The sequence below is a fragment of the Acidovorax cavernicola genome (assembly GCF_003581445.1).
This window is the reverse complement of record NZ_QXMN01000068.1, coordinates 1-20130: the sequence shown is the minus strand read 5'-3', so window position 1 is coordinate 20130 and position 20130 is coordinate 1. Positions and strand designations below refer to the sequence as shown.

Genomic DNA, 20130 nt, shown 5'->3' with positions numbered 1-20130 from the left:
TGAGCCTGGGGGCGATCACGCGCATCGAGGACAACTCGGGCAGGAAAGATTCGAGAGGCGAGGGCTTCGAGTTGAGGACTGACGGGCATGGGGTGCTGCGGGCTCAGGACGGCATGCTCATCACCACCGAAGGCCGCCCCGATGCCGCTCGCCACGCCAAGGACATGGGGGAGACAACCCAACGATTGATGACTGCACAGGATCAGCACGACGCGCTGGCCGAAGCAGCGCAGGTGCACAAGGCGCAAGAGCAAGGCGTCGATCAAGACCTCGTGCAGAAGGCTTTGAAGGCGCAGAACGACGCCATCTGCGGCGAAGAGGCACGGCAGAAGGATGGCCGCTTCCCCGAACTGGACGAGCCACATCTCGTGCTCGCCAGCCCCGCAGGCATCGAAGCCAGCACGCCGGGCAGCATCCATCTGCACACCGGAGAGCACGCAGCCTTCACGAGCCAGGGGCACACCTCCATCAGCACTGCCAAGCGCTGGCTGGCGAGCGCAGCCGAAGGCATCCGCGCGTTCACGCACAAGAAGGGCATCAGGCTCATCGCGAGCGAAGACCCGATCGAGATCCAGGCGCACCGCGACGAGGTGGTGCTTGTCGCGCACAAGGACGTGGTGATCAAGAGCGTGGAAGGCGAGCTGCACATCGCCGCGAAGAAGAAGGTCGTGATCATCGGCGGGGGCAGCTACTCGGAGTGGAGCGAGAGCGGCATCCAGCACGGCACGGCCGGCACCTGGCAGGAGCATGCGGCACTGCATGCGCAGGTCGGACCCATGAGTCGACCGCTAAGCCTGCCTGAATTTGCTCAGGGGCAGTTCAACGGCAAGACCAGCACGTCGAGCCACAAGTTCTCCCCATCGGCCTGAACGGCAGGGACACACCCATGCTGATCAGTCCGCCCTTCCTGCCGGCACCTCTGGCCGACGACGAGGCCTTCGTTGCCGCGGCCATGCCCGACGGCGTCGACATTGCACCCGGCTCCGGTGGCGCGCCGCTCGGTTCGTATCCGCTGACCACCGCTCTCACGTGGCACAACGGCCTGCATATCCGGGCACCGCAGGATGCACAAAACCAACCGTTGCCCGTGCGCGCCATCGCCGACGGCACGGTCATCTTCAAGCGGGAGCCAAGGGCTGCGGTCGCAGCAGCCGACGATCCGCAAAACTACAACCCTTACGGCCTTGATCCCGCCTGGACCGACAACGGCATCGTGATCCTGCGGCACGCCACCGAGATCGGCGCGGCGGGAACCGTGCCTACGACGTTGGCCTACTACAGCGTCTACATGCACCTGTCACGCATCGAGGCTGCCATTGCGGAAGGGCGAACGGTCTGGCGCAAAGATCCGATCGGCAGCGCGGGGCGCATTCTCGGGCGCGAGAACCACCTGCACTTCGAGATCTGCCTCGATCCATCCAACTTGCAGCACCTGCTGGGAACATCGCGCTCCGCCATCTGGACCGAACCTGCAGCGCAACCGCGCGCGAACGGCAGAACCGACAGTGTTTTTGGCTGCATCTATATCTACCTGCCTGCAGGCACGCCTACGAGCACCAGCAAACCGACCGACAACCTGCAACGGACCGGGGTGAGGCCGGGGGCGAGTGCCGCATCCGATCACTTTGTGCCAAACACTTTGCACAACTCGCAGTGGGTCGAGATTTGCTATCGAGAGGGCGCCAGCGTCGTGCGCTCCTACTGGGCGACCGGTGCTCAAGCCGGCAACTTGCTCGGCTCTTCACTCACGGAACCGGACTTCGAGTACGACATGTACACCGAGGCCTGCGCCCGGCACAACAGCCTGGGCGCGGCCCTGCAGGCCAACAGCAGCCCCAGCGGCTGGTATGAGCTGCTGCGGTTCGGCCGCAATCTGGGCCCCGACCCCTTGCCGGCCAACGCTGCCCACTGGAGACAGATTCCCGTGACGAGCGGCACCGTCTGGGTTGATCTCAACGCCCCTGGCACGTTCAAATTCAGCGATGCCGACTTCCCCGGCTTCCTGGGATGGCAATGTTTCGAAGACGACACGAGCCACGACAACCAGCGTTGTGACTCGCCGCACATGAAGCGGTTGCTGCGTGACCCGAAGGCGCCCGAGAACTGGCGCGAGCGCGAAGCGCTGGCTCGGCGGCTGGGCGATGCCGACATTCGCAAGAAGCTCGAGCGAGCCATCTGTCGGTTTCCGACCGAGTGGGATCGGGACACGATCGCCAAGCGCTACGACTGGCTGAAGGTGGACGAAGAGTTCCGGGTGGAAGAAGGCAAGGAGTGGGACGAGTTCAAGGCCCACGCGGAGTCGATCAGCTTCGAAGGGTTGCCGCAGGAGTACAAGAACGCCGTATGGCATGTGCATCCGCGCATGTTCATTGCGCACATGCGCAAGTGCGGTTGGCGAAGCAAGAAGGAACTCGCGCAACTCATACCGATGAACGTCATACGCAAGCCTGGCAGCCATCGGTCCGCAGTTCCTGCCGTCTGGGAGTCTCCGGGCCTTCGTGCCGCCCAAGCCCTCCTCGAGACACACGCAGCAGAATTGAACTTCGCATTACGCAAATACCTGATATCGACTCCGATTCGGCAAGCATGCTTCTTTGCCAACGCGACTCAAGAAACGCAATGGTTCAGTCAACTCCAAGAGAGCAACGGCCGCAGCCCCACATTACATGCGGGATGGTACGGGCGAGGCTTTCTACAACTGACGAATCCAAACGGAAACATCAATGGAGGCAACAACAATTACTACAAATATTTTCGATTCATTGGGAAAAATCCTGTTGCGCCACCTTCGAGTTCAGAAATTCTATGGCGCGACGAGATAGGAAACGATGCACGCCATGCAGCTCAAAGTGCCGGGGCATATTGGATTTGGCCAGGCAAGGTCGCTCCAAACCCTCGAAACCCAGGACTGCCCACCGTAGGAAATACAAATAGGTATGCAGATCTCGCCGGAGTTGATCAAAATCAACGTAATCTTGCCTCCGTCAGCCAAGGTGGATCCAAGGTGTGGTACTACAACCAATCATTCGTCAATTGCGCGGCGGCCGTAAATTATCCGGCAACTGTTGGACAGAGTCCACCCAACATGAATGGGCTCATTGATCGATCCACGGCATTTACCAACGCACTGATCGTTCTCCTGGATGTCGTTTATTTTCAAAACGCGCAGGGTCACACACAAAATGTGCCAGAGAATTTTTCCCGACGGCTTGCATCATGAGATCAATCGCATGGAGTATTTTTCTAATCTTCGCGTCTTCGACTCATGCAAGCGAAGCAAACAATGACCTTCAAGTCATTGAAAAATTAAATTCAATATGCCAAATTGATCTGGGAAAAAAAATAAACCACAACATAATTTCAGCGGAAGCAGAAAATATAAAAATTGAATCCGGAAATTATCTCAGCTTCAAAATCCAAACCGAGAAAAAAACAAATCACGCAAACTGCGGTTTGATGTATCACTCAGCTGCCCATTGCCTAACTCAAGAAAAAACAAGAATCCATCGGATTCGATGTCACCGCGAGAGCTGATGGCACAAGAAGATACTGGAGGACGCTATTTCAAACATGTGAAATGGCAAAAAGATGTGGCTGGATTGAACTGGAAAGGAAGGGTGGCATACGCTGACTACATCTTGGGAGATGGCATCATTTCGTTCTCCAGCTCCTACCTCATTTGCCCGGCCGTGAAGGAGAACTTCTGCGTAAAAATCGACATCAAGCACCCCACAAAGCCAACAAGCCTAGAGCAATTATTTTTCTGGAATCTAATACAAGAATTTAAATATCTTGGATAGTTTTCCAATGTGCGACTAGCCGCATTGACAGCTACCTGACGCCCCTCGTCAGGTGCCGGTCGGGAACCCCGACCTACCCTTGGGCGCACAACATCGCCCCAGGGGACACACCATGACTTCCGCGCCTGCCACCGCGCACGCCGCCTCTTCTTCCTCCTCCTCGAAATTCGCCACCGTCCTGCGCGTGACCGGCGGCAACTTCATGGAGATGTTCGACTTCTTCCTGTTCGGCTTCTACGCCACGCAGATCTCGAAAGCCTTCTTCCCCGCGGGCAACGAGTTCGCGTCGCTGATGCTGACCTTCATGACCTTCGGCGCGGGCTTCCTGATGCGGCCGCTGGGTGCGATCTTCCTGGGGGCGTATGTCGACCGCGTCGGCCGTCGCCAGGGGCTGATCGTCACGCTCGCGCTGATGGCCGTCGGCACGCTGCTCATCGCCTGCGTGCCGAGCTACGCGACCATCGGTCTGGCGGCGCCGCTGCTGGTGCTGGTCGGGCGGCTGCTGCAGGGGTTCTCGGCCGGGGTGGAGCTGGGCGGCGTGTCGGTGTACCTGTCGGAAATGGCGACGCCGGGCCGCAAGGGCTTCTATGTGAGCTGGCAGTCGGCCAGCCAGCAGGTGGCGATCGTCGTGGCGGCCGCGCTCGGCTACTGGCTCAACGTGACCTTCACGCCGCAGGAGATCGGCGACTTCTACTGGCGCATTCCCTTCTTCGTGGGCTGCCTGATCGTGCCGGTGCTGTTCATCATCCGCCGCTCGCTGCAGGAGACGGAAGAGTTCATGGCACGCAAGCACCGCCCCGACGCGCGCGAGATCTTCCGCTCGATGGTGGCCAACTGGGGCCTCGTGGTGGCGGGGATGATGCTGGTGTCGATGACCACCGTGTCGTTCTACCTGATCACGGTCTACACGCCCACCTTCGGCAAGGCGGTGCTGCACCTGAGCACCACCGACGCGCTGATCGTCACGCTGTGCGTGGCCATTTCCAACTTCATCTGGCTGCCGGTCATGGGATCGCTGTCGGACCGCGTGGGCCGCAAGCCGCTGCTCATTCTGTTCACGGTGCTGACCATCCTCACGGCCTATCCGTCGCTGAAGTGGCTGGTGGGCGCGCCGAGCTTCGCGCGCATGCTCGAGGTGGAGCTGTGGCTGTCGTTCCTGTACGCCAGCTACAACGGCGCGATGGTGGTGGCGCTCACCGAGGTGATGCCGGTCAGTGTGCGCACCGCCGGCTTCTCGCTGGCCTACAGCCTGGCCACGGCACTGTTCGGCGGTTTCACGCCGGCCATTGCCACGGGGCTGATCGAGATGACGGGTGACAAGGGCGCGCCCGGCCTGTGGATGACGGCCGCCGCGGCCTGCGGGCTGATTGCGACCCTGGTGCTGTACCGCCGCAACGTCGACCCGGCCGACGCCGGCCGCGTGCCTGTCGTCTGAAGCGCGACCATTGATCCAGCGCGCACCGGCCGTTGACCCGGAGCGCACCGCCCCCGCCGCCCCGGGTGGAAGTACCGATGATGGTGCGCGCCGACCTGCCTATCCTGCACAAGCGCTTCCGGCGCCCCTGGGAACCCATGGCATGAACGCACACCACTTCAGCACCCGGCTCGAACACCCGGCCGATCGGCAGGCCTGCTGGGGCCGCATCAACGAGTCGTACTTCGGCGCGCTGCGCGTGCAGTGCCTCGACCCCGGCCCGTTCGACGCGCGCATGGACGCCTACGAACTCGGCCCGCTGGGCATGTTCATGATCGAGGCGCCCTCGCACCGCGTGGCGCGCCCCGACACGCACCGAGAGATCGCGCTCGACGAGCACTACAAGCTGGTGCTGCAGCTCGAGGGCCACGGCCACATCTCGCAGCGCGACCGCGAGTTCCACCTGCACCCGGGCGACTGGAGCCTGTACGACCCGCGCGTGCCCTACGCCATCACCAACCCCGAGCGCTCGCGCCTCTTGGCTATCACCATCCCGCGCCAGCAGTTCAAGGGCATGAAGATGCCCGACCTGCACACCTGCGAGGCCCACACGCCGGCCATGCAGGGGCTGTACGCGGTGCTCGGCTCCTTCCTCAGCTCGCTGGCCGACCAGCTGCCCTCGCTGCCCAACGGCGTCGGCCGCTCGGTCAGCGACACCGTGCTGGGCCTGCTGGCGTCCACGCTCGCCACGCATGCCGACGAGCAGTTCGGCGCGCAGCCGCTGCCGGGCGTGCTGAAGGCGCGCGTGAAGCAGTTCGTGCACGCGCACCTGGCCGACCCGGCCCTGTCGCTGGACCTCATCGCGCAGCAGCTGCGCTGCTCCAAGCGCTACCTGCACCGCGTGTTCGAGGACGAAGACCAGACGCTCGACCGCTTCATCTGGCAGATGCGCCTGGAGCGCTGCAGCGAGGCGCTGCGCCAGGCGGCGGGCGGCCGTGTCTCGGTGTCGGAGATCGCCTTCGCCTGGGGCTTCAACAGCAGCGCGCACTTCTGCCGCGTGTTCAAGGCGCAGTACGGCGTGTCGCCGCGCGAGTTCCAGCGGCGCGAGGCCCAGCGGGCGGCGTCGCCGGCGCTCACGCACTGAAGGCCGCACCGCCCCAACGCTCGCCTTCAAGGGCGTTCGACGATCCCCGACACGTCGACGATGTACATCTGCCGCTGCGACTCGTGCACCGAGTCGATGCAGACCTGTCGGCCGTCGCGGCTCCATCGCGGGTGCAGATCGCACCGGTTTTCCTTGCTCAGGTCGGGCGTGGCATAGAAGCTGCCCAGGTCGTGGCGCCGGCCGCTCTCCATGTCGAACAGGAACAGCACGCGCTCGTGGGTCTGCGCGTCAGGGTAGGTGTCGCTCAGCAGCCAGCGCTTGTCGACCGGGGAGAAGGTCATGTGGCCGTTCTCCACGAGCACACCGTCGCCGATCACGCGGACCTCGCCGTCCACGCGGTCGTGGTACAGGTGGTAATGGATCTTCCCGGCGTGCGGGCCCCAGACGATGATGTGCTCGTCGTCCTGCCACAGCGGGTGCGAGATCTGGTACTCGGACTTCTCGTAGTCGAAGGTGCCCACTGCGGCGGGGTCGAAGTCGTCGGAAAGCTGCGGCAACGGATGGTCGGAGCACTCCAGCAGGCGCAGGTCGGAACCGTCCGGGTTCATCGTGAGGAGCCGGTGCAGGAAGCAGGTCTCGTCCTTGACCCGCTCGGTCCAGCGGTGCAGGAACAGCACGCGCGACGACGACGGGTTGATCTCGATATGGCTCACCCAGTGGATCGCCTTGTCCATCGACGCACGCGGATGAAACTGGCGCAGGTCCTGGTAGCTCACGAGCAGGCGCGCCGTGCCAGTGGCCAGATCGGTCGCGTGGATGCCGTCGTCGGCCGGCGCGAGCGGCAACTCGAAAGGCCCGCCGGCCTCGGCGTAGCCGATGGTCTGGTGCGTGACGTACAGGCGCCGGTAGTCCACGCTCAAGGCATAGCGGCTGTCGGGGGCGACCACGTAGACGGGCATCGGCAGCTGGCGCCGGGCGCCGGTGTCGACGTCGAGCACGGTGGCGCCGAAGCCGGGGTAGAACGCGTCGGCGTCGCCCGTGCGGCTGTTGAAGATCAGCTGGCGCCCTGGCGCGCCGTCGAGCCATTGCAGCTGACTGCCCATCTGCCAGTTCCATGCGGTGGTGTCGCCGACGGCATGGAATCGGTCGTTGTCCTGCAGGTCGAAATAGCCGATGCGCGCGGCGCTCGTCGGCGTGAGTTCGGCGTCCATCCAGGGCACCTGCTGCGCCAGCAGGTAGCGCCCACTGCGGTCCCAGGTGCTCTTGTTGTAGTAGCCGAAGAAATGGTGATGAATGCCACCGCCCACGCGGCGGCACGGCGCGGGCGCGCGCACAGGTTGCTCGAGAAATTCGGTCGACGACATCGGCTCACTCCGCGGCAATGCGGCCTTGCTGGATCACCTTGTCCCAGCGCAGCTTCTCGGCCGCGATGAAGCGGGTCGCGGCGTCGCGCGTGTTGGCCACGGGCGTCATGCCCTGGTCTGCGAGGCCCTGGCGGAACTCGGGCGCCGAGACGATCTTGCGGATGTCGGCATTGAGCTTGTCCGCGATGGCGTCGGGCACCTTGGCGCTCACGGCCACCGTGGTCCACGAGGTGGCCTCGAAGGCCGGGAAACCGGACTCGATCGCGGTCGGCACCTCGGGCAGCGCCGGCAGGCGGGCCTTGCCCGTCACGGCCAATGCCTTGAGCTTGCCGCCGCGGATGTGGGCCAGCGTGGTCGGCGGGTTCTCGAACATCAGCTGGATCTGGCCGGCCAGCAGGTCGTTCAGCGCGGCCGTGCTGCCCTTGTAGGGCACATGCACGATCGGCGCGTCGGCGGTCATCTTGAACAGCTCGCCGATCATGTGCACGGACGATCCCACGCCGGCCGACCCGAAGTTGATGGTGTCCGGCTGCTTGCGCGCCAGCGCCACCAGCTGCTTCAGGTCGTTGGCGGGCAGCGCCGGGTTGGCCACCACCACGTGCGGCATCTCGGCCAGCACCGTGACCACCTTCAGGTCGGTGGCGGGGTCGTAGCTGAGCTTCTTGAACACGCCGTAGGTCGCGTGCAGCCCGATGGAACCGAGCAGCAGCGTGTAGCCGTCGGCCGGTGCGTCGACCACGAACTTGCCGCCGATGTGCCCGCCGGCGCCGGGCTTGTTGTCGACCACCACCGACTGCTTGTACAGCTTGCCCAGCCGGTCGGCCAGCATGCGCGCCTGCACATCGGAGCTGCCGCCGGCGGTGAAGGGCACCACGAGCCGGATCATCCGGTCCGGGTAGGCCTGCGGCGGCGAAGCCTGCGATGTCGCGGCGACGCCCAGGGCCAGTGCGAGAAGGCCGAGGCCGGCGGCCCTGCGTGGCCAGTGCTGTGTCATGCGTCTTCCTTGCGATGCGCCCGAACGGCGCAATGAGTGAGTGGGGTGGATGGGGCGCAGTCTAGGAACGCAGCTTCATTCTGAAAAATTCATTTTCATTCGCAGGCTATGCAGAAAAGATATGCCATGCTTTCCGCGCTGCGTTGTGCAGCCCCAGGAGCCCCGCATGTCGCGACCATTGAACTTCCGCCAGATCGAGGCCTTTCGTGCCGTCATGCAGACCGGCACGACCACCGCTGCGGCAACGCTGCTGCACACCACGCAACCCTCGGTCAGCCGGCTGCTCTCGCAGATCCAGCACGCCACCGGGCTCAAGCTGTTCGACATCCACAAGGGTCGGCTGCGACCCACGCACGAGGCGCGCCAGCTGTTCGACACGGTGCAGCGCCACTTCCTCGGCCTGGACCGCATCGAGCAGAGCGTGGCGGTGCTGCGCAAGTCGGGCGCGGGGTCGCTGCGCGTGGGCTGCACGCCGGCGCTCGGGCTCGGCGTCATGCCGCAGGTGATCCATGCGTTCTCGCAGCGGCACCCCGAGGTGCACGTCAACCTGCAGACCGTCGGCAGCCATGCCTTGCGCGAAGGTCTGCTCTACGGCCTGTACGACGTGGCGCTCGGCACTTCTGCCTTTCACGACCCGCAACTCGACACGGTCACGCTGCACAAGGCCAGCGCGGTGTGCGTGGTGCATCCCGGGCACGCGCTGGCGCACCGCGACGGCATCCATGTGCGCGACCTGAAGCAGCAGGTGCTGCTCACGCTGAACGCCGACGACGAGATCCACCAGCAGTTCCTGCGCACGCTGCAGCAGCACCGCATCGAATGCGCCAGCACCGTGGAAACGACCTACTCGGTCACCATCTGCATGATGGCGGCGCAGGGCACCGGCGTCGGCATCGTCAATCCCTACGTGGCCTCCGTGTTCGCGCGCGACCTGAAGATTCTTCCGCTGTCCCCGCGCTGCCCCGTGGAGGTGTCGATGGCGTTCTCCCCGCAGTCGGCGCCGTCGGCCATCGCCGAGGAGTTCACCGCGCTGCTGCGCGAGCACTTCCAGGCGTTCGTGATGCCCACGGCACGAAAGACGCAGAAGGAGAAGGCGCGCGCCGCATGACAAAACCGTCATCGCCGCGTCGGCTGGCTGGCAGCCAGGCTTTCTAGAGTGAGCGCGTGATGTGCCCTGTCGAGGAAACGGGCACGTCACTCACTCTCACACACAGAAAGGATCCTTCGTGAAACGCACCCTGCTCGCCCTCGGCACCCTCGCCTTCTTCTCGACCGCCTTCGCGCAACAGCCGCACGCCCACAGCGCGGAAGCCGAGGCCGACTTCGACAGCAAGCCGCAAGCCGCCGCGGAGGCGAAGAAGAACAGCAAGCAGGCCGGCGCCGTGCGCATCAAGGACGGCAGCACCGCACGCGGCGAAGGCTCGGCCGTGCCCACCGCCAGCAAGACGGAGAAAGCCGGCGAGGTTCGCGCCGAAGCGCGCGAAGCCAAGCCCCACCAACTCCCCACGCCGGGCGGTACGCCGAAGTAGGCCGCAACCTCTCAGGCCGCCGCGAGGTAGCTGCTGTGCAGGATCTCCGGCCGCTCGCGCAGCTCCTGCGATGAGCCCGCGAACGCCATGCGCCCGCGCTCCAGCACATAGGCGCGGCTCGACACGGCCAGCGCCACCGTCGTGAACTGCTCGATCAGCAGCACGCCCACGCCCTCGCGCGCGACCTGCTGCACCACTTCCACCAGCCGCTTGACCACGGCAGGTGCGAGCCCCAGCGAGAGCTCGTCGATGGCAAGGTAGCGCGGCTCGCCGATCAGCGCCTGCGCGATGCAGACCATCTGCTTCTGCCCGCCCGACAGCGAGCGCGCGGGCAGCGCGAGCTTCACGCGCAGTTCGGGGAACACGCCGAGCACGCGCTCGACCGCATCGGCCACGCGCGCCGCGGGCAGCGCGGTGGCAGCGGCGCGCAGGTTGTCGAGCACCGACAGCTCGCCCAGCACGCGATGCCCCTCGGGCACCACCGCCACGCCGCGCGCGCGCACGCGCTCCGGGCGCTGGCCGTGCAGTGCATGGCCCTCGACCTCGATGCGCCCACCCGCGATCGGCAGCACGCCGCCGATGGCCATCACGGTGCTCGACTTGCCCGCGCCGTTGGCGCCCAGCAGCGCCGTCACCTCGCCGGGCGGCACCTGCAGGTCGATGCCGTGCAGCACGGCCTTGCCGCCGCGCAGCAGGCGCAGTTCGTTCACGCTCAACATGGCGTCGTCCTCATTCGGTTCCCAGGTAGGCCTTGCGCACGGCCGGATCGTCGAGCACCTCGCGCGTCGGGCCGAGCGCGAGGCGGCGGCCGAAGTCGAGCACGAGCGTCTGCGAACAGGTGGCGGCGATCAGGTCCACGTCGTGGTCGATCAGCAGCACCTGCGCGCCGCAGAACGCATGCACCGAGCCGATCGTGCGACGCAGCACGCCGGCCTCCTGTTCGGTGAGGCCCGCGCCGGGTTCGTCGAGCAGCAGCAGCCGGGGCGCACCGACCAGCGACTTCGCGATCTCGAGCATGCGGCGCTGGAACAGGTTCAGGCGATGACCCATGACGGTGGCCACATCGAGCAGGCCCGTGTGCGCCAGCGCGCGCGCCACCTGCTGCGCGGCCTCGGCGCGTGCATGCGGCACATGGTCGAGCAGCGCGCGCACGTTGTCCCACACGCTGAGGTCTTCCACCACCTGCTCGGTCTGGAACGAACGGCGCAGGCCGAAGCGCACGCGCTCGATGGGCTTCAGGCCCAGCAGGTCGGCGCCATCGACGGCCACGCGGCCTTCGCGCGGCAACACGAGGCCGCTGAGCACATTGACCAGCGTGGTCTTTCCCGCGCCGTTGGGCCCGATCAGGCCGCACACGGGCGCGTCGAGCGTCGCCGTGAGCGCGTCGATGGCCTTGACGCCGCCGAAGGCGACGGTGAGATCGTCGATGCGGATCATGACGCGGCGTCCTTGTCTTTCGACGAAGAGAACCGCGCGCGCACCGCGTCGAACGCACCTGCCAGCTGCCCCGCGATGCCACTCGGTGCCGTGATGAGCGCATGCAGCAGCGCCACGCCGAAGAAGATCATGGCCAGGTAGCCGTTGACACCGAAGTCGGTCAAGAGTGCCGGCACCGCGCGCAGCAGCAGCCCCGCGATGAGCGCGCCGGCCCAGTGGTACACGCCGCCCACCACCGTGAGCGCGAACAGCATCACCGATTCGCCCGCCGTGAAGGCACGCCCGTCGAGCTGCCCCACGCCGCCCGCGAGCAGCGCGCCGGCCACGCCCGCGCAGAAGCCCGCAAGGCCGAAGGCCCAGGTCTGGTAGCGCAGGATGTTCACGCCGGCCGCCACCGCCGCGGCCTCGCCGCGCCGGATCAGCGCCCACGAGCGGCCCGCGCGCGTGCGCCGGTGCAGCTCGATCAACGCCAGCACCGCCGCCAGCCACACCGCCACGTAGCGGAAGTACGCCGCGTCGGACAGCGCCAGCGCGGGCCGAGGCATCATGAGCCGCTCGCTGCCGAACACGCGGCCCAGCCAGCCCGCGCCGCCATCGGGAAAGCCCGTGACGTTGATGACCACCTGGAAGCCGCCCGCCATCATCATCGTGACCAGCGCCAGGTACAGGCCCTTGAGCCGCAGCGCCGGCAGCCCGGCCAGCATGCCCACCACGCACGACAGCAGCCCGCCCGCGAGCACCGACAGCTCGAAAGGCCAGCCCAGGCCGTGCCCCGCGCGCAGCGCCACCCAGCCGCCCGCGCCCAGCAGCGCGTACTGGCACAGCGACACGAGACCGAGCTGGCCGTAGAGCAACGCGACGCCCGCCGCCGCGACCGAGAGCGCGAGCGAAGACGTCAGCGTCTTGATCCAGTACGCGTTCGCGAACCAGGGCACGACGAGGCCGATGAGCAGCACGCAGGCCACCATCAGCACCAGCGAACGGCGCGCGCGGCGCGAGGCATCGGCGAGTGCGGCCGGCATCGGCGCGGCAGCAGGCGATGGCTTCACGCCGTCGAGGATCGATGCGCTCATGCCCGCCGCGCCTCCGTGCGATACAGGACGATCATGGCCAGCGCGATCAGGAAGGGCGTGGCCGTGCGGAAGGACGCGAAGCCCGGCACGGTGATCGCCACCGCCTCCAGCACGCCGATGGCAATGCCGCCGGCCACCGTGGCCGGCAGCGAATGCAACCGGCCGATGATCGCGGCCGCGAAAGCCGGGATCACGAGGAAGGTCAGCAGCGTGGCCTGCAGCCGCACGATGTTGGCCAGCAGCAGCCCGCACACGCCGGCGAAGGCGCCGCTCAGGATCCACGCCACCGTGTCGACGCCGAGCACGCGGATGCCCAGCAGCGCGCTGAGGTCGCGGTCGTTGGCAAGCGCGCGCATCTTCAGGCCGACGCGCGTCTTCGACAGCAAGAGGCCCACGCCGCCCATCATGAGCACCGCGAGCACGAGGCCCAGGGCGCGCGTGTGCGTGAGCCGCACCTCGACCTCGCCGAGCAGGAGTTCGAGCGCGCCGCCGTCGGTGGGCAGCACCAAGCGGCGCGGCTGCTCGCCCCAGAACCATTCGGTGAAGCCCATCACCACGAGCGCGAAGCCCAGCGTGGCGATGCTGCGGATGGTCGGGTCGCGGTGCGACAGGCGCGGCGCCAGCAGCCGGCCGTAGGCCAGCGACAGCCCCATCGCCGTGCCCACCGCCGCGCACCACGCAAGCCCCTGCGGCCAGTCGGCCTCCAGCAGCGACCACGCCACGTAGGCGCCGATGGCGCCGAGCGCGCCGAAGGCGAAGTTCAGCACGCCCGACGAGCGATAGAGCACCACCAGCCCCACGCCCGAGAGCGCGTAGACCGCGCCCAGGCCCAGGCCCGAGATGACGAAAGGCAGGTAGTCCTCCATGGTCCGGTGCGCTTACTTGAGGCCCATCTTCTGTTCGTCGGCGCGGATGTCGACCAGCTCCGGGTCGTCCGCCGTGAGGCAGCCGCCGGGCGCGAAGCGCCACCCGTTGCCGTCGGGGCTGGCCATCGGGCCGCTGTTGTTGGCGTTGTGGCGGTTGCCGCTGCCCACGTAGAAGGGCTTGCACAAGATGTCGCTGCGGAAGTCGCTGACCTTGCGCAACGCATCGGTCACGCTGGCGCGGTCGATCTTCTTCGGGTCCATCTTGAGCATGGCCTGCGTGACCAGGCGCGCGGCCACGTAGCCGGCCTGCGAGAAGGTGTCGCGCGGATCGGTCTTCGCGCCATGCTTGTCCATCACGGCGAGCCAGTTCTTGTTGTCGGGACCGGCCGATTCGAGCGGGTTGAATTCGAGGTTGACGTCGAAGTTGCCCTTCCAGTACGGCCCGATGGCCTTGGGCACGTCGGCGTTGTAGGCCGGCGCAGCTGACACGAAGTGGATCTTCTTGCCCAGGTTCTGCTGCTCCGCAGCCGCCAGCATCGGCACGAGGATGCCCTTGGGCACGTTCATGATGATGGTGTCGGGCTTCTTCGCCGCGGCCTGCAGCATGGTCGAGGTGGCGTCGGCCGAGCCGGGGTCGATGGTGAGGGTCTCGACCACCACGCCGTTCTTCTTGCCCCATTCCTTCGGGCCCTCGCAGGCCCAGTTGCCCAGGCTGGGGATGTTCGGAATGATGCAGACCATCTTCTTGGCCTTGTACTTCTGCGCGGCGTACATCGCGGCGATGGTGGCCGACACGCGCGGGCCGGCGTTCACCGGCACGTAGTTGCGCGCGTTGAAGCATTCGCGCGGCACGCCGGTGCCGGCGATGACCATCACGCCCTCGTCGGCGTACATCTTGGCGTTGGCGCCGCACTCCACGAAGCTGGTGCTGCCCGCGAGCGCGACCACCTTGCGGTCCTTCACGAGCTTGGAGGCGACCTGCGCGGCGGTCTCGGGGTTCCACTGGTCGTCGACCACGATGTAATCGATGGGGCGGCCATGGATGCCGCCGTTGGCGTTCACGCACTTGAAGTACGCGGCCGCCGCCTGGCCCGAGGCGCTGAAGTCGTCGGGCCCGGTCTTGCCGACCACGGCGCCGATGGGAATGGGCTCGCCGGTGGCGGGCTTGCCGGTGTTCAGGCCGCAGTCGGGCGCGGCCTGCGCCCAGGCGCCGCCCGCTCCCGCGAGACCCATGAGGCCGACGACGGTGGTCAGCGCGATCTTCTTCTGGCTTGTCTTCATGAGGGATGTCTCCTGGTTCTGGAATCGAAACCGCACGGCTACACGGCCATGCACACGCTCTTGAGCTCGGTGAAACTCTCGACCGCCGCGCGCCCGAGGTCGCGCCCGCTGCCCGACTGCTTCACGCCGCCCAGCGGCAGCGCGTTGTCGAGCACGTTGTGCGCGTTGACCCACACCACGCCCGCCTGCAGGCGCGGCACGATGCGGTGCACGGCCGAGAGGTTGTTCGACCACACGCTGGCCGCCAGGCCGTAGGCGCTGTCGTTGGCCATGCGGATCGCGTCTTCCACGTCGTCGAAGGGCACCACCGTGGCGACGGGGCCGAACACCTCCTCGCGCACGATGCGCATCGCGGGCCGGGTGTCGACGAACACGGTGGGCTTGACGAAGAAGCCGCCGTCGAAGGCGCGCGCGCCGCCCGTGACCAGCGTGGCGCCCTCGGCCACGGCGCCGTCGATGTGGGCCATCACGCGGTCGAGATGGCGCCGCGACACCAGCGGACCGAACTGCGCCCTGGGGTCGAAGCCCGAGCCGATGTGCAGGCCCTCGGCCGCCTGCGCCAGCTGCTGCACCACCTGGTCGAAGATGCCGCGCTGCACATACACGCGCGAGCCCGCGGTGCACACCTGCCCCTGGTGGAAGAAGATGCCGTTGGCCGCGCCCTGCGCCGCGGCGGCGGGGTCGGCGTCGTCGAGCACGATGAGCGGCGACTTGCCGCCCAGCTCCAGCGTGAAGCGCGCCATGTTGTCGACGGCCGCGTGGCCGATGTGACGGCCCACGGCGGTCGATCCGGTGAAGCTGATCTTGCGGATGTCGGGGTGTGCCGCGAGCGCCGCACCGGCCGTGGTGCCGCGCCCGCACACCACGTTGAGCGTGCCCGGCGGAAAGCCGGCTTCCAGCACCAGTTCGGCCAGCCGCAGCGCGGTGAGCGGCGTTTCTTCCGAGGGCTTGAGCACCACGGTACAGCCCGCCGCGAGCGCCGGCGCCACCTTCCACAGCGCGATGGCGAGCGGGAAGTTCCACGGCACGATGGCCGCCACCACGCCCACTGGCTCGCGCCGCGTGTAGGTGACCCACTGCGCGCCGGGGATGCCGATGGAGTTGTCGAGCGTCTGGCCTTCGAGCTTGGTGGCCCAGCCCGCCATGTAGCGCACGAACTCGGCGCCCGCGCCCACGTCGATCATGCGGGCGATGCCGCGCAGCTTGCCGCTTTGCAGGGTCTCGAGCGCGCTGAGTTCGTCGGCATGCGACTCGATGAGCGTGGAGAGCGTGTAGAGCATGCGCTCTCGGTCGGCCGGGCGCAGCGACTTCCATGCCGCGCTCTCGAAGGTGCGGCGCGCGCCCGCGACGGCGGCGTCCACGTCGGCCGCCTCGCTGTCGGGGGCCTCGGCCACGATCATCTCGGTGGCCGGGTCGACCACCGGCAAGTAACGGCCGTTCAGGGGCACCACTTCATGGCCGTCGATGTGGTTGCCGCGGCGGCGCTGCGCCAGCAGGCCCACCTGGCCGAGGTGTTCGATCGACAGGTCGCGCAGGTTCATGAGCAGGCTCCGTGAGGGAATGCCAAAAGGAAGAGATGAAGAGGCATCACGGCTGCGAGGCCCGCGCCACCAGCAGCGTGTCGGTGAACTGCTCGAAGCGCCGCACCTTGCCGCCGGCCACCTGCCACACGTGCGTGACACGCGCCTGCATGGTCTTGCCGGTGGCGCGATGGCGCGCGTGGTAGTCGCCGATGCCGACGACGGTGTCGCCGCCGTCCACCAGCCGTTCGAGCACGAAGCGGTAGCCCTCCCACTCGCTGCCGAGCACCTTGAAGACCTTGTCGATCACCTGCGCGGGGCCGACGTGCGTGCCGGCGCAGGGAAAGCCGGCCATCTCGGTCCACTGCACGTCGGCGGCCACGTCGGCGAACATGCCGTCGATGTCGTGGCGGTCGGACGCGGCGTAGTGGTCGGCGACGATCTGATGGGGGGTGCGCATGAAGAAGACTCCTGAAAAACGGTGAGATCAGACGGGCCCGAACTCGGGCGGATAGAAGGTCTGCGAGGCCTTGCGCATGAAGGCGCCGGCGGGGTTGTTGGCGATGGCGCCGGTGCCCGTGAGGCCGAGGAACTTGCCGGTCGAGCGGCCCTGCGCGAAGTCGAAGAAGAACACCGAGGCGACGGGAATCAGGAACTCGCGGAAGGTGAAGAGGTACTGCTCGTCGTCGAACTTCCAGTAGCTCGCGAGGTCGACGTCGCCATGGCCGCGCTGCACGCCCACGAGGCATTGCCACGCGTAGCGTTCGCTGCTCAGGTAGGTGTGCTCGTAGGTGTGGTTGGGGCTGTAGGTCTGCCAGGTGCGCAGGCCGATGAGGTCGCGCGTGGCCTGCGGCGCAACGCCCGTGGCTTCGCCGCCTTCCAGCGTGCCGGGCCAGAAGTCCTGCGGCACGCGCGGCTGGCCCGCGGCCTCGTCGGCGCCGATGATGCGGCAGCGGATCGCGAGCACGCGGCGCGTGCGCGTGTTGAGCACGACCGTCAGCGCCTCGCTCGGGCGGCTGGCCTGCGTGATGTCGAGGAAGAAGGTGTCGGGTGCAACCTCGATGGCCTCGTACCAGTCGCCTGTGCCCTTGCCGCCGCGCGCGCCCTCTTCGTGCCAGTCGAGCGTGTGCTGCGCGCGCGGCCGCAGCGTGAGCTTGAAGTCGGGCAGTGCAAGCGTCAGCGTGCGGCCGGCGAGCGCGTCGGTGGCGGGCAGGCGGTTGGTGGCGATGCCGAGAGCGAACTGGTCATAGGTCTTCCAGTCGGCGGGCTTCGTGGTGTCGGTGGTCATTTCTTCTCTTCCTTGGTGGTCAGGCGTCGTGCGCGAAGGCGATGGTGGGCAGGTCGACCGCCGAGGCACCGCCGTCGACCATCAACGAACTTCCGCTGACCATCGCGGCCAGCGGCGAGGCGAGGAACATCACGGCGTTCGCCACGTCGTCCGGGCTCGCGGCGCGGCCCATGGGCACGTCGCGCGTGACGAGGTCGTAGGCCGCATCGGCATCGCGCAGGCGGTACTTGTCGATGAGCACCTGCATCTGCTCGTCGGCCATCTCGGTGCGCACCCAGCCGGGGCACACGGCGTTCACGCGCACGCCCTGCTTGCCATAGTCGCGTGCCAGCGAGCGCACGAGGCCGATGAGCGCGTGCTTCATGGTCACGTAGCCGATCACGCCCGGGCCCGCGAAGTGGCCCGCGAGCGACGAGAGCACGACGATGTTGCCGCGCCGCGCGATCAGCTCGGGCAGCAGTTCGCGTGCGCAGACGAAGGCGGTGTCGAGGTTCAGCCGTGTGGACAGCGCCCACGAGGCGTCGTCGGTCGACAGCGCATCGCCCACGCCATGGCCGCCTGCGTTGGCGACCAGCACGTCGATGCCGCCGAAGCGTTCGCGCGCGGCGGCCAGTGCGCGCTGCACGTCGGCGGTGCTCGCCGCATCGCCGGCCACGGCGAGCCCGCCGAGCCTGGCCGCGACGGCTTCGAGCTGCGCGAGGCGCCGCCCCATCAGCACCACACGGCCGCCGGCCGCGACGAACTGCGCGGCCACGGCCGCACCGATACCGGTGCCGCCACCGGTGATGAACGCGACCTTGCCGGCCATGGAATCTGTAGCACTCATTCGCTGTGTCTCCTTGTGGGGAAGGACTCTAGGTTTCAGTGCGCTTCGGTGATTGACCGAACGCGCAGCATCAATTGCCCGACAGCGCGAAATCAGCGCAGCGCTCGGCCAGCATCACGGTCGGCGCGTTGGTATTGCCGCTGATGAGCGAAGGCATCACCGAGGCATCGCACACGCGCAGCTTGGCCACGCCGTGCACGCGCATGCGCGCATCGACCACGGCCCTCTCGTCGCGGCCCATGCGGCAGGTGCCGCTGGGGTGGTAGACGGTCTTGGCGCGCTCGCGCACGTAGGTTTCGAGCACGTCGTCGGGCAGGTCATCTACGGCGCCAGGTGCGAGCTCTTCGGCCACTACTTCGCGCAGCGCAGGCGCGCGCAGGATGCGGCGCGCAAGCTTCACGCCGCGCACCAGCGTGTCCACGTCTTCCTGCGCCTGCAGGTAGCCGCCGTCGAACAGGATTGGCGCCATCGGGTCGGCGCTGCGCAGCTTCACGCTGCCGCGCGAGGCGGGCCGCAGGAAGCAGGGGTTGATCGACAGGCCGTGGCCTTCGAGCGGCTCGCGGTCCACGTCGCCGACGAGCACGGGCAGCACATGGAACTGCAGGTCGGGGCGGCCCGCGCCCGTGGTGTCGACGAAGCCACCGCTCTCGACCACGTTCGACGTGAGCAGGCCGGAGCCGAACATCGTCCATTGCAGGCCGTGCTTCAGCGCGGTGAGCCCCCGGTCGTTGCCCAGCAGGCTGATGGGCTCGCGCGTGCGGCCGTAGACCGACACCTCCAGATGGTCCTGGAAGTTCTCGCCCACGCCGGGCAGGTCGTGCGCGACCGGGATGCCGAGTGCCTGCAGCTGCGCGCCCGGGCCGATGCCCGACAGCATCAACAGCTTGGGCGAGGCCAGCGCGCCGGCCGAGAGGATGACCTCGTCGCGCGCGGTGGCGGTGACCTCCTCTCCGCTTCCGTCGCGGCCCGTGCGATAGACCACGCCCGTGGCCACGCCGCCGTCCACGATCACGCGCTGCACGTGCGCGCCCGTCACCACCGTGAGCTTCGGGTCGTCGCGCACGGCCGCGAGGTAGGTGGCGGCCGTGCTGGCGCGCCGGCCTTCGAAGGTCGTCGTCTGGTAGAAGCCGACGCCGGCCTGCGCCGCGCCGTTGAAGTCGTCGTTGTAGGGCAGCCCGCTCTGCTGCGCGGCGCGCAGGAAGGCCAGGCTCAGCGGGTGCCGGTAGCGCGTGTCGCTCACCTTCAGCGGGCCGTTCGTGCCGTGCAGGTCGCAGGCGAAGCGTGCGTTGCCCTCGGCCTTGCGGAACCACGGCAGCACGTCGCGCCAGCCCCAGCCCTCGCAGCCCTGCGCCTCCCAGCCGTCGTAGTCGGCCGGCGTGCCGCGCACGTAGACCATGGCGTTGACCGAGCTGCCGCCGCCCAGCGTGCGGCCCTGGGGCACGAACATGCGGCGCCCGCCGGCGGCGGCCTGCGGCTCGCTCTCGTAGGCCCAGGTGCGCTCGGTGCCGATCACGCGCACGAAGGTGGCGGGCATGTGGATGAAGCGGTCGTTGTCGGGCGGACCCGCCTCCAGCAACAGCACGCGGCGCCCGGCCTGCACCAGCCGGTTTGCCAGCACGCAGCCCGCCGAACC

General features: G+C 67.4%; 19 protein-coding genes. 7 read left to right on the top strand and 12 right to left on the bottom strand.

Annotated elements, in window-relative coordinates; genetic code table 11:
• From D3H34_RS29710 to D3H34_RS29695, 5 genes are all read left to right on the top strand, one after another.
• On the top strand, positions 1 to 869 hold an 869-nt coding region (locus D3H34_RS29710; RefSeq protein ID WP_147400512.1), incomplete at its 5' end, for a type VI secretion system Vgr family protein.
• A gap of 17 nt (positions 870 to 886) precedes the next feature.
• On the top strand, positions 887 to 3220 hold the full coding sequence (locus tag D3H34_RS29705; protein WP_119558323.1) for a M23 family metallopeptidase: 2334 nt from the start codon (positions 887 to 889) through the stop codon (positions 3218 to 3220).
• A 313-nt stretch (positions 3221 to 3533) separates the two neighbouring features.
• Entirely contained in the window at positions 3534 to 3800 is a 267-nt protein-coding gene (locus tag D3H34_RS34075) for a hypothetical protein (RefSeq protein WP_147400511.1), read from the top strand.
• 112 nt (positions 3801 to 3912) lie between these two features.
• Positions 3913 to 5235, top strand: coding sequence for an MFS transporter (locus tag D3H34_RS29700; protein ID WP_119558321.1), 1323 nt, complete (start codon positions 3913 to 3915; stop codon positions 5233 to 5235).
• 142 nt (positions 5236 to 5377) lie between these two features.
• Entirely contained in the window at positions 5378 to 6358 is a 981-nt protein-coding gene (locus tag D3H34_RS29695; RefSeq protein ID WP_119558319.1) for an AraC-like ligand-binding domain-containing protein, read from the top strand.
• 26 nt (positions 6359 to 6384) lie between these two features.
• Here the strand turns inward: D3H34_RS29695 and D3H34_RS29690 are convergent, their stop codons facing one another.
• Both D3H34_RS29690 and D3H34_RS29685 read right to left on the bottom strand, forming a co-directional pair.
• Positions 6385 to 7683 (bottom strand): TolB-like translocation protein, encoded by a 1299-nt coding sequence (locus D3H34_RS29690; protein ID WP_119558317.1) that lies wholly within the window; start codon positions 7681 to 7683, stop codon positions 6385 to 6387.
• Positions 7684 to 7687: 4 nt separating this feature from the next.
• Positions 7688 to 8677 (bottom strand): tripartite tricarboxylate transporter substrate binding protein, encoded by a 990-nt coding sequence (locus D3H34_RS29685; RefSeq protein WP_119558315.1) that lies wholly within the window; start codon positions 8675 to 8677, stop codon positions 7688 to 7690.
• Between the two features lie 166 nt (positions 8678 to 8843).
• Here D3H34_RS29685 and D3H34_RS29680 point away from each other — a divergent pair, with 166 nt between their 5' ends.
• Both D3H34_RS29680 and D3H34_RS29675 read left to right on the top strand, forming a co-directional pair.
• Entirely contained in the window at positions 8844 to 9785 is a 942-nt protein-coding gene (locus D3H34_RS29680; protein WP_119558313.1) for a LysR substrate-binding domain-containing protein, read from the top strand.
• 118 nt (positions 9786 to 9903) lie between these two features.
• Positions 9904 to 10206, top strand: coding sequence for a hypothetical protein (locus D3H34_RS29675; RefSeq protein WP_119558311.1), 303 nt, complete (start codon positions 9904 to 9906; stop codon positions 10204 to 10206).
• A gap of 11 nt (positions 10207 to 10217) precedes the next feature.
• On the opposite strand, the gene D3H34_RS29670 is transcribed toward D3H34_RS29675, so the two are convergent.
• From D3H34_RS29670 to D3H34_RS29625, 10 genes are all read right to left on the bottom strand, one after another.
• A complete protein-coding gene (locus D3H34_RS29670; RefSeq protein ID WP_119558309.1) occupies positions 10218 to 10925 on the bottom strand; it encodes an ABC transporter ATP-binding protein in 708 nt (235 codons plus the stop codon).
• Positions 10926 to 10935: 10 nt separating this feature from the next.
• On the bottom strand, positions 10936 to 11643 hold the full coding sequence (locus tag D3H34_RS29665; RefSeq protein ID WP_119558307.1) for an ABC transporter ATP-binding protein: 708 nt from the start codon (positions 11641 to 11643) through the stop codon (positions 10936 to 10938).
• A complete protein-coding gene (locus tag D3H34_RS29660; protein ID WP_434057721.1) occupies positions 11640 to 12716 on the bottom strand; it encodes a branched-chain amino acid ABC transporter permease in 1077 nt (358 codons plus the stop codon). The genes D3H34_RS29665 and D3H34_RS29660 overlap by 4 nt, the downstream gene beginning before the upstream one ends.
• On the bottom strand, positions 12713 to 13582 hold the full coding sequence (locus D3H34_RS29655; protein ID WP_119558305.1) for a branched-chain amino acid ABC transporter permease: 870 nt from the start codon (positions 13580 to 13582) through the stop codon (positions 12713 to 12715). Before D3H34_RS29655 ends, D3H34_RS29660 begins: the two co-directional genes overlap by 4 nt.
• 12 nt (positions 13583 to 13594) lie before the next feature.
• The gene (locus tag D3H34_RS29650) at positions 13595 to 14863 is read right to left on the bottom strand and encodes an ABC transporter substrate-binding protein (RefSeq protein ID WP_119558303.1); all 1269 of its coding nucleotides are present in this window, start codon (positions 14861 to 14863) and stop codon (positions 13595 to 13597) included.
• A 38-nt stretch (positions 14864 to 14901) separates the two neighbouring features.
• Entirely contained in the window at positions 14902 to 16404 is a 1503-nt protein-coding gene (locus D3H34_RS29645; protein ID WP_119558301.1) for an aldehyde dehydrogenase family protein, read from the bottom strand.
• A gap of 46 nt (positions 16405 to 16450) precedes the next feature.
• Complete coding sequence (locus tag D3H34_RS29640) at positions 16451 to 16843, bottom strand: nuclear transport factor 2 family protein (RefSeq protein WP_119558299.1); 393 nt, start codon at positions 16841 to 16843, stop codon at positions 16451 to 16453.
• A 27-nt stretch (positions 16844 to 16870) separates the two neighbouring features.
• Positions 16871 to 17671 (bottom strand): MoaF C-terminal domain-containing protein, encoded by an 801-nt coding sequence (locus D3H34_RS29635; RefSeq protein WP_119558297.1) that lies wholly within the window; start codon positions 17669 to 17671, stop codon positions 16871 to 16873.
• A 19-nt stretch (positions 17672 to 17690) separates the two neighbouring features.
• Positions 17691 to 18497, bottom strand: a complete 807-nt coding sequence (locus tag D3H34_RS29630) for an SDR family NAD(P)-dependent oxidoreductase (protein ID WP_167481299.1) — start codon at positions 18495 to 18497, stop codon at positions 17691 to 17693.
• Positions 18498 to 18567: 70 nt separating this feature from the next.
• On the bottom strand, positions 18568 to 20130 hold a 1563-nt coding region (locus tag D3H34_RS29625; protein WP_119558293.1), incomplete at its 5' end, for a GMC family oxidoreductase.